This window comes from Alcaligenes parafaecalis (genome assembly GCF_026344135.1).
Classification (GTDB): domain Bacteria; phylum Pseudomonadota; class Gammaproteobacteria; order Burkholderiales; family Burkholderiaceae_B; genus Alcaligenes; species Alcaligenes parafaecalis.
In genome coordinates, this window is sequence record NZ_JAPKNA010000001.1 from 887,056 (window position 1) to 903,396 (window position 16,341).

The 16,341-nt window shown below is 57.4% G+C and carries 11 protein-coding genes; 4 read left to right on the forward strand and 7 right to left on the reverse strand.

Annotated features, from left to right (window positions below; translation table 11 throughout):
• Positions 1 to 177 precede the first annotated feature (177 nt).
• The 7 genes from purF to aceE form a co-directional block, all read right to left on the reverse strand.
• The gene (gene purF / locus OSH09_RS04130) at positions 178 to 1,662 is read right to left on the reverse strand and encodes an amidophosphoribosyltransferase (protein ID WP_207874896.1); all 1,485 of its coding nucleotides are present in this window, start codon (positions 1,660 to 1,662) and stop codon (positions 178 to 180) included.
• Between the two features lie 23 nt (positions 1,663 to 1,685).
• Positions 1,686 to 2,174 carry a CvpA family protein gene (locus OSH09_RS04135; protein ID WP_094196828.1) on the reverse strand — a complete coding sequence of 163 codons (489 nt, stop codon included), beginning with the start codon at positions 2,172 to 2,174 and terminating at the stop codon, positions 1,686 to 1,688.
• Complete coding sequence (locus OSH09_RS04140) at positions 2,171 to 3,016, reverse strand: SPOR domain-containing protein (RefSeq protein WP_266120249.1); 846 nt, start codon at positions 3,014 to 3,016, stop codon at positions 2,171 to 2,173. The genes OSH09_RS04135 and OSH09_RS04140 overlap by 4 nt, the downstream gene beginning before the upstream one ends.
• A 38-nt stretch (positions 3,017 to 3,054) precedes the next feature.
• Positions 3,055 to 4,446, reverse strand: a complete 1,392-nt coding sequence (folC, locus tag OSH09_RS04145; RefSeq protein ID WP_266120250.1) for a bifunctional tetrahydrofolate synthase/dihydrofolate synthase — start codon at positions 4,444 to 4,446, stop codon at positions 3,055 to 3,057.
• 92 nt (positions 4,447 to 4,538) lie between these two features.
• Positions 4,539 to 6,311 (reverse strand): dihydrolipoyl dehydrogenase, encoded by a 1,773-nt coding sequence (gene lpdA / locus OSH09_RS04150; RefSeq protein WP_266120251.1) that lies wholly within the window; start codon positions 6,309 to 6,311, stop codon positions 4,539 to 4,541.
• A gap of 9 nt (positions 6,312 to 6,320) precedes the next feature.
• Positions 6,321 to 8,015 carry a dihydrolipoyllysine-residue acetyltransferase gene (aceF, locus tag OSH09_RS04155; RefSeq protein ID WP_266120252.1) on the reverse strand — a complete coding sequence of 565 codons (1,695 nt, stop codon included), beginning with the start codon at positions 8,013 to 8,015 and terminating at the stop codon, positions 6,321 to 6,323.
• 11 nt (positions 8,016 to 8,026) lie between these two features.
• Positions 8,027 to 10,735, reverse strand: coding sequence for a pyruvate dehydrogenase (acetyl-transferring), homodimeric type (gene aceE / locus OSH09_RS04160; protein ID WP_266120253.1), 2,709 nt, complete (start codon positions 10,733 to 10,735; stop codon positions 8,027 to 8,029).
• A gap of 267 nt (positions 10,736 to 11,002) precedes the next feature.
• Here aceE and OSH09_RS04165 point away from each other — a divergent pair, with 267 nt between their 5' ends.
• Genes OSH09_RS04165 through OSH09_RS04180 form a run of 4 tightly spaced genes read left to right on the forward strand, consistent with a single transcriptional unit; the run spans position 11,003 to position 16,332 of the window.
• Positions 11,003 to 12,760, forward strand: a complete 1,758-nt coding sequence (locus tag OSH09_RS04165) for a PAS domain-containing sensor histidine kinase (RefSeq protein ID WP_207874902.1) — start codon at positions 11,003 to 11,005, stop codon at positions 12,758 to 12,760.
• Positions 12,757 to 13,380 carry a response regulator transcription factor gene (locus OSH09_RS04170; protein ID WP_207874903.1) on the forward strand — a complete coding sequence of 208 codons (624 nt, stop codon included), beginning with the start codon at positions 12,757 to 12,759 and terminating at the stop codon, positions 13,378 to 13,380. The genes OSH09_RS04165 and OSH09_RS04170 overlap by 4 nt, the downstream gene beginning before the upstream one ends.
• Positions 13,381 to 14,244, forward strand: a complete 864-nt coding sequence (folD, locus tag OSH09_RS04175) for a bifunctional methylenetetrahydrofolate dehydrogenase/methenyltetrahydrofolate cyclohydrolase FolD (RefSeq protein WP_207874904.1) — start codon at positions 13,381 to 13,383, stop codon at positions 14,242 to 14,244.
• 15 nt (positions 14,245 to 14,259) lie between these two features.
• On the forward strand, positions 14,260 to 16,332 hold the full coding sequence (locus OSH09_RS04180; protein WP_266120254.1) for a M3 family metallopeptidase: 2,073 nt from the start codon (positions 14,260 to 14,262) through the stop codon (positions 16,330 to 16,332).
• The last annotated feature ends 9 nt before the right edge of the window (positions 16,333 to 16,341 follow it).

A 16,341-nucleotide genomic window follows, 5' to 3' on the forward strand; every position in this document is an offset into this window, starting at 1 on the left:
AAGAATATATAATTATCAATAAGATACAGAAAATAGATTAATTTTATAAAGCAGGCTTATTATTAAAATATCAATAAATAGAAAAATAAATAAAATCACCAAGACCAATGAAGAAAAAAGAGCAATAAAAAACCCGCTATAAAAGCGGGTTTTTTGTCAAACCTGACCAGCAGCTTGTTAATCCGTCACATCAGGCACTTCACGGCCATCCTTGCGACCTTCTGCCAACAGATTCAGATAAGCCTCATCCACATCACCCGTCACGTATTCGCCGCTAAAGCAGGAAGACTCGAAACCGGCAAAACGTGGGTTCAGATCGCGCAAGGACTGTTCCAGATCGTGCAATTCCTGATAAACCAGGCCATCTACACCAATTTCCTTGGCAACCTGATCCACATCGCGTCCCGTGGCGATCAGCTCGGACACGGTAGGCATATCAATGCCGTACACGTTCGGGAAACGCACAGGTGGCGCTGCCGAAGCAAAGAAGACCTTGTTCGCACCAGCGGCACGAGCCATGTCCACGATCTGGCGGCTGGTCGTGCCACGTACGATGGAGTCATCCACCAGCAACACATTCTTGCCACGGAATTCCATGGGAATGGCGCTCAGCTTCTGGCGCACGGATTTCTTGCGGACTTCCTGACCCGGCATGATGAAAGTGCGACCCACATAGCGGTTCTTGATGAAGCCTTCGCGATAGTCCAGGTTCAGATGCGCAGCCAACTGCATGGCCGAAGGACGGGCCGAGTCCGGAATGGGCATAACCACATCAATATCAGCCAGACGCAGATTCTTGGCGACATTTTCAGCCAGGTAGACCCCCATCAGCAAACGGGCATCGTAGACCGACACACCGTCAACTGTAGAGTCTGGGCGAGCAAAATACACGTATTCAAAGACACAGGGGTTCAGGCGCGGGTTTTCAGCGCACTGACGGCTGGTCAAGTTGCCGTCCAGATCCACAATAATGGCCTCACCGGGCTCCACATCACGGACCAGTTCAAAACCACAACCGGTCAAGGCGACGGACTCGGACGCGACCATCCATTCTTCACCCTTGGGCGTTACATTGCGGCCCAGACACAGCGGACGAATCCCGTTCGGATCCCGGAAAGCCACCAGACCAAAGTTCGCAATTTGCGAAACCACGGCATAGGCGCCACGAGCGCGACGGTGTACGGCGGCCACGGCTTCAAACACTTCGTCCTGAGACAGCTCGGGGCCGGTGGCCGCACGCTGCAACTCGTGTGCGTACACGTTCAGCAGAACCTCGGAGTCCGAGTTGGTGTTGATGTGACGACGATCGATGGTGAACAGTTCTTCACGCAACTCGCGCCAATTGGTCAGATTGCCGTTGTGCACAAAGCTGATGCCAAAGGGGGCGTTAACGTAAAACGGCTGCGCCTCCTCCACGCTTTGGCTGGAACCCGCGGTGGGGTAACGCACGTGGCCAATTCCGCTATTGCCCGGCAAGGAGCGCATGTTGCGGGTACGGAAGACGTCCCGCACCAAGCCAAATGCCTTGTGCATGCTGAAGAACTGGTCGTGCCAGGTCGCCAGGCCCGCTGCGTCCTGCCCGCGGTGCTGCAGCAAGAGCAAACTGTCATAGATCAACTGATTTACAGGGCTGCGCGCAACAACCCCTACAACTCCACACATGATTGGTTCCCGTTAGTGTGTTCTCAATAAGGCAGCCATTCTGCCAGAGACGGCGGCAGCATGGCCTTAATCGACTGCACCGCGCGGATCGCAGGCTCGGCCAGCTTGGCCTGCTCCCACCACGGTTCTTTAGGTAAATCGGTATGCCCGGCCAGGATAACCAGTATCAACACCAGCAGCACACCCCGAGCCAGACCAAACAAGCCGCCCAAACCGTGATCGGCAGGCGTCAAACCCGTTTGCTCTATCAGACTCGCCAGCAGCATATTCAATAAGCCCACCAGTAACAAGACCATAAAAAAAACGGCTCCGTAGGCCAAAGCCGTACGTAATAAGCCGTTTTCTATCCAGACTTGTATCCAGCCTGATGTGCGTGGCCCCCACCAGATTGCGGCCATGAAAGCCAGCAAATAGGCGCTGAGCGAAAGAACTTCCTTGATCAATCCGCGTATCAGACCCAGGAGGCCTGATACGCCCACAATTCCAAGGACGATATAGTCGAAGCTGCTCACTTAGCCGAGATAAAACTGTTCTCGTAACCGAGTGAGCGCAAGCGGGCCTGAGCTGCCTGGGCCGCTTCACGAGTCGGGAATGGCCCCACTCGCAAGCGATAGGTTGGCTTGCCACCACTTTGTGCCGTCTCTACATAGGCATTGGTCACACCAGCCGATACCAATTGATCGCGACGCGACTGGGCGTCGTTCTGGTTGGAATAGGCGACAATCTGCAAAATGAAGTTGCCTTGTTGCGCAGCCGGTTTGGCGGCCACCGCAGGGGCAGGTTTGTTCGGTACACGACCTTCCAGCAAGGCCAGGGCATAGGAGCCATCGTCGGTACGATTTGCCGGTGCAGGAGGTGTCGTAGGCTTGGGCTTTTCGACAGGCTTGGGTTTTTCTACAGGCTTAGGCGTCTCTGGACGTGTGGTCACAGGCGGCGGCGCTACGGGCGTTGTCGGCGTGCTTACATGCACAGGGTCTGTTTCCAGACCGGGGTTCACCACAGCCAAACTACCGTCAGTCGCAGTAGAAGGATCGGCCACCAAAGGTTCGTCTGGCTGCTCGATCACCGGTGTTGGGGTGTTTTCCTGCACCACCAGCTCGCCAGGACGGGTTTGTACCGTACCCTGCCCCGTGGTCTGGCCTATAGGCCCCAGCGCCAGGGATTGCTCCGGCTCGGGTGGCGTTTTGTCGGCCGTCAGCATGGGGACCAGCACCACCACCGCAAGAACCAGGGCCAGCGCGCCGATCAGACGGCGTCGAGCCCGTCCACGCAGTTCCGATAGTTGGGAATCGCTGGAAGCACCCGAACGGCGACCCGACGATGAAGAAGTATCGTTACGTGAAAATAAACCCATGAGCCCCAGACCTATGAAATGAGCAGTCTTACCGATATTCAGGAAGATGAACGGACGTTTGCGGCTTCAAGAATCGGCCCTACCGTCGCAAACGAGCCAAACACGACAATTCTATCATTGTCACTGGCCTCTTTTAGTGCCGCCTCGTAAGCGAGCTGAGGACTGTTGTAACTGGATACGACCGCTGACGCTTTACTGACCGAAGCGCGTGCAACGGGGCGAACACCCGGTCGATGTGCGCTGGACTCTGCTTCCGGTGCCAGTACATCATCAGGCGCCTCGCCACTGGCCAGCACCGTGCGTACATGATGGGCCAGATCCTCGCCCGACAAGCTTCGTGGCCCTTCCAGACTGGCACACATCCAATGGTCGATACGGGTCGCCATGCGAGCAATCACGCCGTCCACATCCTTGTCCTTGTACATGCCGACCACAGCAATCGTCTTGGGGTAAGGAGGCATATTGTCCAGGTTCTGCGCCAAGGCCGCCGCTGCATGCGGATTATGTGCCACATCAAAAATGACACAAGGCAGGCCGGGCTGAATCTGAAAACGCCCTGGCATCTGCGCACGCAGCAAACCAGCGCGTACCGCTTGCGCAGGGACAGCCAAACGGGGATGCAAGGACTCTAGCGCTGCCAGTGCGGCAGACGCATTAAGCAATTGGTTTGCGCCACGCAAGGCCGGATAAGCCAGGGCTGCACGTCGCTGAGTACGGCCACCATAAGCCCACTGCTGACGATCCCCGGAGTAATTGAAATCTTTACCAAACAGCCACAACTTCGCACCGACTTGCTCGGCGTAATCCAGCATGGTCTGTGGCGGCACGGGATCAGCGCAAATGGCGGGACGGTCCGCGCGGAAAATATGAGCTTTTTCCCAGGCAACCTGCTCTCGGGTATTACCCAGGTATTCGGCGTGGTCAATATCAATGCTGGTGATGACAGAACAATCCGCATCAATAATATTGACGGCGTCCAAACGACCACCCAGGCCGACTTCCAGCACAGCGACGTCAACACGCTGCTCCTGGAACAGCAACAAGGCGGCCAGCGTGGAGAACTCAAAATAAGTCAGCGTCAGATCGCCACGCGCTTCGTTGATACGCGCAAATTGCGCCGTGATCTGCGCATCCTCGGCCATCTCGCCATTCAAGCGAATGCGCTCGTTGTAGCGCACCAGATGCGGCGAGGCATACACGCCTACCTTGTAGGCTGCTGCCAGCAAAATGGCTTCCAGCATGGCGCAGGTCGAGCCTTTACCATTGGTGCCACCCACCGTAATGACGACGGAATCCAGTTTGATGTTCAGACGTTGGGCAACCTCGCGAATCCGGCCCAGGCCCAGATCAATGGCCGAGGGATGCAAAGTTTCCAGATAGGACAGCCAGTCACTCAGCGAGGAGTCGGCTTTCAGAACAGGATTAGTCATGGACAACACCAATTACAAAATAAAAATGGCAGGCGCTGATGATAGCACCTGCCGTGGTCCAATACGCCTTAACTATCAGGCTGGTACTGGTATTACTTGCGACGTGTTGGCGGCAAATCCGTGCACGTACCTTCAGCGACGGCAGCCGCTTTGCTGACCGACTCGCACAAGGTCGGGTGCGGGTGGATGGATTTGGCCAAATCGACGGGGTCTACGCCCATCTCAATCGCCAGAACCAGCTCACCAATCAGCTCACCTGCGTTGGTGCCGACGATACCGCCACCCACGATACGGTGGGTTTCAGCATCGAACAGAACCTTGGTGAAGCCTTCATCGCGGTTGTTGGCAATCGCACGACCGGATGCAGCCCAGGGGAACACGCCCTTCTCGACCTTGATACCGTCTTTCTTGGCCTGATCTTCTGTCAGACCTACCCAGGCGATTTCCGGATCGGTGTAGGCCACCGAAGGAATCACGCGAGCGTCAAAGAAGGATTTTTCACCGGCGATGACTTCGGCTGCCACGTGCGCTTCGTGCTCGGCCTTATGTGCCAGCATGGGCTGACCCACGATGTCGCCAATCGCGTAGATGTGCGGCACGTTGGTACGCTGCTGCTTGTCCACCGGGATGAAACCACGATCGGTCACCTGCACACCGGCTTTCTCGGCACCGATCTTCTTGCCATTGGGCGAACGGCCCACGGCTTGCAGAACCAGGTCGTAGCACTGAGGCTCGGCCGGAGCGTTCTTGCCCTCAAAGGTCACCCAGATACCGTCTTCGCGGGCTTCAGCCGCCACGGTGCTGGTTTCCAGCATCATGTGGTCGAAGCGGTGCTTGTTCATCTTCTCCCACACCTTGACCACGTCGCGGTCTGCGCCCGGCATCAGGCCAGTTTGCATTTCCACCACGTCCAGGCGTGCGCCCAGAGCCGAGTACACCGTACCCATTTCCAGACCGATGATGCCGCCACCCACGATCAGCATGCGCTTGGGCACAGACTTCAATTCCAGCGCGCCAGTCGAATCCACAACACGAGGATCATTGGGCAGGAATGGCAGTTTTACCGACTGGCTACCGGCCGCAATAATGGCCGAGCCGAACTTGATCACTTTCTTGGTGCCGTCATTGGCGGTCACTTCGATGTGGTTCGGGTCCAGGAATTCGCCGTTACCGACGACAACCTGCACCTTGCGGCCTTTGGCCATACCGGCCAGACCACCAGTCAACTTGCCGATCACCTTATTCTTGTAATCACGCAGCGCATCAATATCGATTTGCGCTTCGCCGAACTTGATGCCATGCGTTGCCAGGGACTTGGCTTCCTCGTAGACCGCCACGGTGTGCAGCAAGGCCTTGGAAGGAATACAACCCACGTTCAGACACACGCCACCCAAGGTGCTGTAGCGCTCGACCAGAGCCACTTTCAGGCCCAGGTCAGCCGCACGGAAGGCCGCGTTGTAACCGCCAGGGCCAGCGCCCAGCACGACCACATCCACGGAATCATCCGAGCCGCCTTGATGGCTGGCGGCCTGCGGAGCAGGTGCCGCGGCTGGAGCAGCAGCGGCCGGAGCGGCTGCTTTAGGCGCTTCTTGTTTGGCAGGTGCCGCAGCGGGAGCCGCTTGGCCCTCCACCACTTCGATCTTGGCAATGGCCGAACCCTGGGAGACTTTGTCACCCACTTTGACCAGCAATTCCGTGATCACCCCTGCCTGAGCGGCGGGGATTTCCATGGAGGCCTTGTCGGACTCCACGGTGATCAGGCTTTGCTCGACTTCGACCGTATCGCCGACCTGCACCAGCACTTCGATGACATCGACTTCGCCGGAGTCACCGATATCCGGGACCGTCAGATCAATCAGACTCATGACAACTCCTTACAGTGCAATGCGGCGGAAGTCAGCCAGCATCGTTGCCAGGAAGGCATTGAAGCGAGCAGCCGAGGCACCGTCGATAACACGGTGGTCGTAGGACAGGGACAGAGGCAGCATCAGGCGTGGCTCGAATTCCTTGCCATTCCAGACAGGCTGCATGGAGGAACGCGACAGACCCAGAATGGCCACTTCTGGCGCATTGATAATGGGTGTGAAGTCCGTACCGCCAATACCGCCCAGCGAGGAAATGGTGAAGCAACCGCCTTGCATTTGCGCAGCGCTCAGCTTGCCATCACGGGCCGCAGCCGCCAGTTCGCCGGTTTCACGGGCGATATCCAGAATGCCTTTCTTGTCAGCATCACGGATCACTGGAACGACCAGACCGTTAGGCGTATCAGCCGCAAAACCGATGTGGTAGTACTGCTTGAGCACCAGATTGTCGCCGTCCAGCGAAGCGTTGAACTCGGGGAATTTCTTCAGGGCAGCAACCGCCGCCTTGATGACAAAAGCCAGCATGGTGACGCGAGCGCCGGACTTCTTGTATTCCTCGTTCAGCTCTTTACGCAGGGCTTCCAAAGAGGTGATGTCAGCCACATCGTTATTGGTGACATGAGGAATCATGACCCAGTTGCGATGCAGGTTGGCACCCGAAATTTTCTTGATGCGCGACAGAGCCTGAGTCTCGACCGGACCAAATTTGGTGAAGTCGACTTTAGGCCAGGCCAATACATCCAGACCGCCCACTTGAGCAGCCGTGCCCGCAGCCGTGACTGGGGCAGCGCCACCAGCAACAACCTGCTTCACAAAGCCACGCACGTCATCAGCGGTAATGCGGCCTTTGCTGCCCGTACCGTGAACCTTGGCCAGATCCACACCCAGTTCGCGAGCAAATTTGCGCACGCTAGGCGATGCATGAGGCAGATTGCGCACGGAGCCTTCCGCTTCGGCAAAGGCTGCCGTAGGCGAAACGCGCTCTGGTGCGGGTGCACCGGCGCTGACCACCACCGAGGAACTGGCGGCAGGCGCAGCAGCCGGAGCGGCGGCGGGAGCAGGAGCTGCTTCCGCTTGCTTGGCCGGCGCAGGTGCCGCAGCGGCACCTTGTACCGTCACTTCCAGAATGTCGCTGCCCTGGCTGACCTTGTCGCCAAGCTTCACTTTGATGGCCGTAACCACACCGGCGTGAGAGGACGGCACTTCCATGGAAGCCTTGTCCGATTCCACGGTGATCAGGCTTTGGTCCACTTCAATGGTGTCACCCACTTGCACCATGATTTCGATAACGTCCACATCGCGGGCGTCGCCGATATCAGGGACTTGAACCATCACTTGCTGCTCGGCACCGGCAGGAGCAGCCGCTGCGGCGGCGGGAGCCGCGGCAGGTGCCGCTTCTTCAGCCTTGGGAGCAGGAGCAGCTTCGGCCTTGGCAGGCTCAGCGGCAGGCGCGGCCTGCGCGCCTTCGGCGGCTTCCAGTTCCAGAACCAGGCTGCCTTCCTTGACCTTGTCACCCAGCTTGACCTTGATGGACTTGACCACGCCAGCGTCGGACGATGGGATTTCCATGGAGGCCTTGTCGGACTCCACCGTAATCAGGCTTTGCTCGACCTCAATGGTCTCGCCTTCCTTGACCAGGATTTCGATCACTTCGACAGCGTCGTCAGCACCGATATCCGGGATTTTGACTTGAATGATATTGCTCATGGTTCAGTCCCTTATGCGTGCTGCGGGTTGGCCTTGGAAGGATTGATGCCGTACTTGGCAATCGCTTCGGACGCTTTGCTAAATGGAATCTTGCCTTCTTCAGCCAGCGCGCGCAGAGCAGCCAACACCACAAAGTGACGATCAACCTCAAAGTGCTCACGCAGCTTGAAGCGGTAGTCGGAACGACCAAAGCCATCGGTACCCAGCACTTTCAGTGTGCGGCTCTTGGGCACGAAAGGACGAATCTGGTCACCAAAGGCCTTGATGTAGTCGGTGGAGACCACGATAGGACCGTCGGTGTTTTGCAGTTGGGTCGTCACGTACGGTACTGGCAGATCCTTGCCTTCCGGATTCAACAGCGCAGCACGCTCGCAATCCAGACCGTCACGACGCAGTTCGGTAAAGCTGGTGACGCTCCAAACGTCGGAGCCAATGCCCCAGTCTTTTTCCAGCAGATCTTGTGCAGCGATCACTTCGCGCAGGATCGTGCCCGAACCCATCAATTGAACACGCAGCTTGCTGTCTTTGGCCACGGACTTGAACTTGTACATACCACGCAGGATGCCGTCTTCGTCGCCTTCGACCAGACCGGGCTGAGCGTAGTTCTCGTTCATCAGGGTGACGTAGTAGTACACGTCTTCCTGATCCTGAACCATGCGCTTCAGACCGTGCTGCATGATGACAGCCACTTCGTGCGAGAAGGTGGGGTCGTAGGACACGCAGTTAGGAATCAGCGAGGACTGAATATGGCTGTGGCCATCTTCGTGCTGCAAACCTTCACCGTTCAGGGTGGTACGACCAGCAGTGCCGCCCAGCACGAAACCACGTGCCTTCATGTCACCCGCTGCCCAGGCCAGGTCGCCAAAGCGCTGGAAGCCGAACATGGAGTAGTAAATGAAGAACGGGATCATGATGCGGTTGCTATTGGAGTACGACGTGGCAGCCGCAATCCAGGAGCTGAATGCACCCTGTTCGTTAATACCTTCCTGCAACAACTGACCGTTGGCCGTTTCGCGGTAGTACATGACCTGGTCTTTATCGACCGGGGTGTACTTCTGGCCTTCTGGTGCGTAAATACCGATCTGACGGAACAGACCTTCCATACCAAAGGTACGGGATTCGTCAGCCAGGATAGGTACAGCACGAGGACCGACTTGCTTGTCGCGCAGCAAGGTGTTGAAGAAGCGCACAAAAGCTTGAGTCGTGGAAATTTCACGGCCTTCGGCAGTGGCTTCCAGCATGGGTTTGAACGCGTCCAGCGTGGGCACGGTCAACTGTTCGTCGGCCTTGTTGCGACGCTTGGGCAGGTAACCGCCCAGGGCTTGGCGACGGGCATGCAGGTACTGCATTTCTGGCGAGTCATCGGCAGGCTTGAAGTACGGCAGCTCTTCCAGTTTGTCGTCAGGAACCGGGATATTGAAACGGTCGCGGAATTCGCGCACGGCGTCCAGATCCAGGCTCTTTTGTTGGTGCGATGGGTTCTTGGCTTGGCCCACGTGGCCCATGCCGTAGCCCTTGATGGTCTTGGCCAGAATAACGGTAGGCTGACCTTCGTGTTTGGTTGCGGCGTCAAACGCCGCAAAGACCTTGTGCGGATCATGACCACCACGGTTCAGGCGCCAGATGTCTTCGTCGCTCATGCGGCTGACCATTTCCAGCAGCTTGGGGTGTTTGCCAAAGAAGTGTTCACGTACGTAAGCACCGTCGTTGGCCTTGTAGGCCTGGTACTCGCCGTCCACGGTTTCTTCCATGACCTTGCGCAGGATGCCTTCCTTGTCGCGAGCCAACAATGGATCCCAGTAACCGCCCCAGATCAGCTTCAGCACGTTCCAGCCAGCACCACGGAAGGTGCCTTCCAGTTCCTGGATGATCTTGCCGTTACCACGCACCGGACCGTCCAAACGCTGCAAGTTACAGTTCACGATGAAAATCAGGTTATCCAGCTTTTCACGTGCGGCCAGACCGATGGCGCCCAGGGATTCGGGTTCGTCCATCTCGCCGTCGCCCAGGAACACCCAGACTTTACGGCCGCTGGTATCAGCAATGCCACGAGCATGCAGGTACTTCAGGAAACGGGCTTGGTAGATCGCCATCAATGGGCCCAGGCCCATGGAGACGGTGGGGAACTGCCAGAATTCGGGCATCAACTTGGGATGCGGGTAGGAAGGCAAACCTTTGCCATCCACTTCCTGACGGAAGTTGTTCAACTGGTCTTCAGAAATACGGCCTTCCATGAAGGCACGGGCGTAAATACCGGGCGAGGAGTGGCCCTGGAAAAACACCATATCGCCGCCGCGATCTTCGGTCTCGGCATGCCAGAAGTGGTTTTGACCGCAGCCAATCATGGTGGCCAGCGAGGCAAACGAAGCAATGTGACCGCCCAGACCGCCGCCATCAGGAGGGGTTTCGCGGTTGGCGCGCACGACCATGGCCATGGCGTTCCAGCGAATATAGGAACGGATACGCTCTTCCAGTACCAGATTGCCGGGGTGGGCAGGTTCCAGACCGGGGGGAATCGTGTTCTCGTAAGCCGTATTGGGCGAGAACGGGATGTGAGCACCGGAACGACGGGCCAGATCGATCAGTTTTTCGATCAGATCATGTGCGCGGGCCGGGCCTTCACGGTCCACCACCGCTTCCAGGGCGTCAAGCCACTCTTTTGTTTCTAGGGCTTGGTCTTGACTGACCTGAGCCGAACTATTGTCTTGGGTTGAGGACATATAGTGTCTCCATATATGTGGTAGTAGTCCGGTCTTGCTCGACGCTGAGCCGCCCATCTAATAAGTAGTAAAGCGATCCTGACCGAAGCGGGTATTGCGGACTGTGAGCGTTCTAGGCGGGGTACGCCTGCACCAAACCATTCTAGGAAAGAACGCTCAAACGCTCAAGCAAAATTTCATTTTATGGTATGTGTTTTCATAATACGAAATATCACTAAAAAAAATAGCCCTACATTACAATCCAGCCATACTTCTTTTCTTGCTGTTATGGCCACTCATCCCAAAAAGTCTCTCATCCCTTCAACCTTCTATGATCAGGCCAAGCAGAATCGCCGCGGATTCTATTGGTTGACACCGGTTGTTGTGCTGTTTCTCTACCTCTGTGTCATGGGCGTTTTCCTGTGGCTGCAGCGCCTGCAAAACGATAGCGTCATGTTTGTGACCATCGACCAGGAAACACGCCAGCAACGCTTGATGATGGTGATTCTGGCCCTGTCCCTGGTGATTGTGGTCAGCCTGCTGGCGCTCTGGCGCTATACCCGTTTCCGTACACATGCCGAAGCGGCCCAGACCGCCGAAACCGGTTTCCGGCGTGCCATGGAAAACTCCATGTCCACGGGGATGCGCGTGTTTGACATGCAAGGCCGCATTGCCTACGTGAACCCGGCGTTTTGCAGAATGATTGGCTGGAACGAGGCCGATCTGGTCGGTCGTACCGCCCCCTTCCCTTATTGGTTACCCGGTCGTCATCAGCAGCATCAGGAAACCCTGGATCTCCTGCTGTCCGGCCGCACGCCCAGCAGCGGTCTGGAAGTGGAAGCACAGCGCCGTGATGGCTCGCGCTTTACTGCCCGTATGTATGTCTCGCCTCTGCGTGCTCCTAATGGAGAGCAGATCGGCTGGATGACCTCCATGACGGACATTACCGAACCCAAACGTATTCGCGAAGCCCTCACCGCCGCGCACGAACGCTTCATGACGGTGCTGGAAGGCCTGGACGATGCCATTTCTGTCGTGGCCGACACCTCCGACGGCCTGGAGCTGCTGTTTGCCAACCGCACCTATCGTCGCTTCTTTGGCGCCCAGTCCAATGGGCACGCGGAATTGCTGGGGGGCCGCCTGGGCCGCTTCACCGACGAAACCGTAGAGATTTATTCCGAATCCGCCGCCCGCTGGTTTGAGGTCCACCACCGCATGCTGGCCTGGACAGATGGCCGTCGTGTACGCCTGCAGGTGGCACGCGACATTACCGACCGCCGCAAACATGAAGAGGCCTCGCGGATTCAACAAGAGAAAGTGCAGTTGACCAGCCGCCTGACCACGATGGGTGAAATGGCTTCTTCCCTGGCGCACGAACTGAATCAGCCGCTGACAGCCATTAATAACTACAGCATGGGTGCAGTCGCCATGCTGAAGTCTGGCCGCTACCAGCCCGAGACCTTGCTGGCCGCGCTGGAAAAAGCGGCTCAGCAGGCCGAACGCGCAGGCAAGATCATTAGCCGCATTCGTGAGTTCGTGAAACGTAGCGAACCGCGCCGCACTCGCGTCAAGGTCATGCGTATTGTGGAAAATGCCGTCGGCTTTGCCGAAATCGACGCCCGCAAGCGCCAGATCGAGATTGAATTGAGCATTCCGGATCCCGTTCCTGACGTCATTGCCGACCCCATTCTCATAGAACAGGTATTATTGAATCTGCTCAAAAATGGGATCGAAGCCATGGAACACAGCGAGCATCATGTGCTTCAATTGGTGATTACCCAACAAGAATCGCTTTTGGAGATGGCCGTCATCGATCGCGGTCATGGCTTGAAAGACCCCGAGCGCCTCTTTGAACCGTTTTACAGTACCAAGTCCGAAGGCCTTGGGATGGGCCTGAATATCTGTCGCACAATTATTGAATCGCACCACGGCCGCCTGTGGGCAGTCGGCAATCCAGAGGGTGGAACGATTTTCCGTTTCAGTCTACCTTGTGCGGCACCCGATGTAGCGGACACCCTTGATAACAAACTGGAGATACCCGAATGACCAGCCCGCAAATGCCATGCACCATTTACGTAGTCGATGACGACGAAGCCGTACGGGACTCCTTGCGCTGGCTACTGGAAGCCAACGGCTACCGGGTCCGCTGCTTTGCATCGGGCGAAGAGTTTCTGGGCGCTTACGACCCGGCACAAGTGGCCGTCCTGATTGTGGACGTCCGTATGCCCGGCATGAGTGGTCTGGAGCTTCAGGAAGCCTTGATTGCCCGCAAATCGAATATCCCGATTGTGTTCATTACCGGCCACGGCGATGTTCCCATGGCCGTGAGCACCATGAAGAAAGGCGCCATCGACTTTCTGGAAAAGCCCTTTAACGAAGCCGATCTGCGCACCATTGTCAGCCGCATGATCGACCAGGCTACGGCTCGTGCCTCGCAAGCGCAGGCGCAAAAAGATCAACAAGAAGTCCTGGGCCGCCTGACCGCGCGTGAGCAGCAAGTGCTGGAGCGTATTGTGGCCGGCCGCCTGAACAAGCAAATTGCTGGGGACTTGAATATCAGCATTAAAACTGTCGAAGCGCATCGCGCCAATATCATGGAAAAACTGGAAGTCACTACGGTTGCCGACCTCATGAAAATCGCCCTCACCAAGTCCGAGGACGCGTAAATGAGTGCTCGCATCATTGATGGAAAAAAGCTGTCCACCGCCATCAAGGCGGAAGTTGCAGAACGCGTTGCCAAACTGAAGCAAACTCACGGCATTCAGGCCGGTTTGACCGTGGTGCTGGTCGGAGAAGATCCGGCCTCCCAGGTTTATGTACGCAACAAGGGCCTGGCATGTGAAGCCGCTGGCCTGAAGTCCGAAATCATCCGCCTGCCTGCCGACACCACGGAAACCAAGCTGCTGGCCCTGATTACTCGTTTGAATCAGGACAGCTCGGTACACGGCATTCTGGTTCAACTGCCCTTGCCCGCCCACCTGGACGAGCACAAGGTGATTGAAACCATTGCGCCGCATAAGGACGTGGACGGTTTTCACGTCAGCAATGCGGGCATGCTCATGACGGGCAAGCCGCTGTTTGCCCCCTGCACGCCCTACGGCGTCATGAAAATGCTGGAGTCCGAAAACGTGGCACTGCGTGGCGCAGAAGCCGTGGTGGTCGGTGCCAGCAATATCGTGGGTAAACCTATGGCCATGCTTTTGCTGGCTGCAGGCGCTACCGTCACCCTCTGTAATTCCAAAACGCGTGATCTGGCCGCTCAGACCCGCCGCGCCGATGTGCTGGTCGCTGCCGTAGGCCGCCCTGGCATCATTACCGGTGATATGGTCAAGCCCGGTGCCGTCGTGATCGACGTCGGTATCAACCGTGGTGCAGACGGCAAGCTGTGTGGTGACGTGGACTTTGCCAGCGCCAGCGAAGTGGCCTCGGCCATTACGCCCGTGCCCGGTGGCGTCGGCCCCATGACCATTGCCATGCTGCTGGTCAACACCTTGGAAGCGGCCGAACGTTCGGCCAATATCAGTCTTTAATTTAATCAACGGTTTATGACGACAAATCCCTTACTGGTTCCTATCGACAGCCTTATTGACTATCCCGCCATCCAGCCCGAGCACATCGAGCAGGCGGTGGACCAACTGCTGGCCTTGGCCCGCCAAGCCGTAGACACAGTCTCCAACGACGATAGCGAACCCAGTTGGGACAACATCGTCGAGCCCATCACCGACGCCACCGAAACCTTGTATCGCGCCTGGTCGGTGGCCGGTCACCTGAACTCGGTCATCAATACGCCCGAGCTGCGCACGGTCTACAACCAGTGCCTGCCGCGCATGAGCGAGTTCTCGACCTGGGTGGGCTTGAACCGTCCTTTGTTCCTGCGTTATCAGGCTCTGGCCAACAGTCCGGCCTTTGCCGCCCTGACGCCCCAGCGCCAACGTATCATTACCCTGGCCCTGCGTGATTTCCGCCTGAGCGGCGTACAACTGGAAGGTCAGGCGCGTGATGACTACGCCCGTATTTCCGAAGAATTGGCTCAGACCTCGCAGCAGTTCTCCGAGCATGTGCTCGATGCCATTGACCAGTGGCATTACCTGGTCACGGACAAGGCTGAGCTGGACGGTATCCCGGACGACGTTCTGGCTGCTGCCCAACGTGCTGCACAGGAAAACGATGAGGAAGGCTGGCGTCTGACGCTGAAAATGCCTTGCTACCTGCCTGTCATGCAATACGCTCGCAATCAAACCTTGCGTGAGCTGATGTACCGGGCCTACACCACCATTGCCTCCGAACAAGGCGATGCCCAATTCGACAACTCCCAGGCGATTGAAACCCTGCTGGACCTGCGTGCCCAGGAAGCCAGCCTGTTGGGATTTGCCAGCTACGCCCATATGCGTCTGGAAACCCGCATGGCCGACACCCCTGAGCAGGTGATGAGCTTCTTGCGCGATCTGGCCGCCAAAGCCCGTCCCTACGCCCGCCAGGATCTGGACGAACTGCAAGCCTTCGCTCAAAAAGAACTGGGCCTGGAAACCTTGCAAGCCTGGGATGTCCCTTTCAGTGCCGAGCGCTTGCGCGAACAGCGCTACGCCTACTCGGAAGACGAGGTCAAACAGTACTTCACAGAGCCCGCTGTCTTAAGCGGCCTGTTCAAAGTCATTCAGCGTTTGTTCGATGTCACGCTGCGTGCCGCCGACGTCCCCGCCTGGCATCCTGCCGTGCGTCCTTTTGAAGTGATTGCCTCGGATGGCAAGGTGCTGGGCTATCTGTACATGGACCTGCACGCCCGCCAAGGCAAGCAAGGCGGTGCCTGGGTGGATAGTGAACGCAGCCGTCGCCGTCTGGGTGAAGAGCTGTGTCTGCCTATCGCTTACCTGGTGTGCAACTTTGCCGAGCCCCAGCCCGGTCGCCCCGCCCTGCTGACGCATGACGATGTCATCACCCTGTTCCACGAATCCGGCCACGCCCTGCACACGCTGCTCTCGCGTGTAGACGATCCGGCTGCCTCGGCCTTCTCCGCCGTGGAATGGGACGCCATCGAACTGCCTTCGCAGTTCATGGAAAACTTCTGCTGGGAATGGCCCGTCGTTCAGATGCTGACCGCCCACGTGGAAACCGGCGAACATCTGCCACGCTCGCTCTACAACAAGCTGAATCTGGCTCGCAATTTCCAAAGCGGCATGCAAATGGTGCGCCAACTGGAATTTTCGCTGTTCGACATGCTGATCCATTCGCGTGACAGCGGCATGAGCATTGACGATGTGATGGACATTCTGTCCCAGGTTCGTCAGGAAGTCGCCGTCTTGTTCCCACCCGAATGGCACCGCTTCCCGCATCAGTTCTCGCACTTGTTTGCGGGTGGCTATGGTGCGGGTTACTACAGCTACAAGTGGGCAGAGGTCCTGTCGGCCGATGCCTACTCGGCCTTTGAGGAAAAAGCCTATACCCACTCGGATGGGGCGCGTGATACCCTCGACAGCAATACGGGGCATCGCTTCTGGCGCGAGATTCTGTCCGTAGGGGGCGAACGCCCGGCGGCTGACTCCTTCCGTGCTTTCCGTGGCCGCGACCCTTCCATTACCGCCCTGCTCCGTCACAGCGGCCTGACTCCAGAGCCAGCCTGAACCCAGAGG

Excerpts from the sequence above, each read along its gene's own strand:
- purF (WP_207874896.1), bottom strand. The coding sequence starts at position 1,662 with ATGTGTGGAGTTGTAGGGGTTGTTGCGCGCAGCCCTGTAAATCAGTTG.
- OSH09_RS04140 (WP_266120249.1), bottom strand. The coding sequence starts at position 3,016 with ATGGGTTTATTTTCACGTAACGATACTTCTTCATCGTCGGGTCGCCGT.
- folC (WP_266120250.1), bottom strand. The coding sequence starts at position 4,446 with ATGACTAATCCTGTTCTGAAAGCCGACTCCTCGCTGAGTGACTGGCTG.
- lpdA (WP_266120251.1), bottom strand. The coding sequence starts at position 6,311 with ATGAGTCTGATTGATCTGACGGTCCCGGATATCGGTGACTCCGGCGAA.
- aceF (WP_266120252.1), bottom strand. The coding sequence starts at position 8,015 with ATGAGCAATATCATTCAAGTCAAAATCCCGGATATCGGTGCTGACGAC.
- aceE (WP_266120253.1), bottom strand. The coding sequence starts at position 10,735 with ATGTCCTCAACCCAAGACAATAGTTCGGCTCAGGTCAGTCAAGACCAA.
- OSH09_RS04165 (WP_207874902.1), top strand. The coding sequence starts at position 11,003 with ATGGCCACTCATCCCAAAAAGTCTCTCATCCCTTCAACCTTCTATGAT.
- OSH09_RS04170 (WP_207874903.1), top strand. The coding sequence starts at position 12,757 with ATGACCAGCCCGCAAATGCCATGCACCATTTACGTAGTCGATGACGAC.
- folD (WP_207874904.1), top strand. The coding sequence starts at position 13,381 with ATGAGTGCTCGCATCATTGATGGAAAAAAGCTGTCCACCGCCATCAAG.
- OSH09_RS04180 (WP_266120254.1), top strand. The coding sequence starts at position 14,260 with ATGACGACAAATCCCTTACTGGTTCCTATCGACAGCCTTATTGACTAT.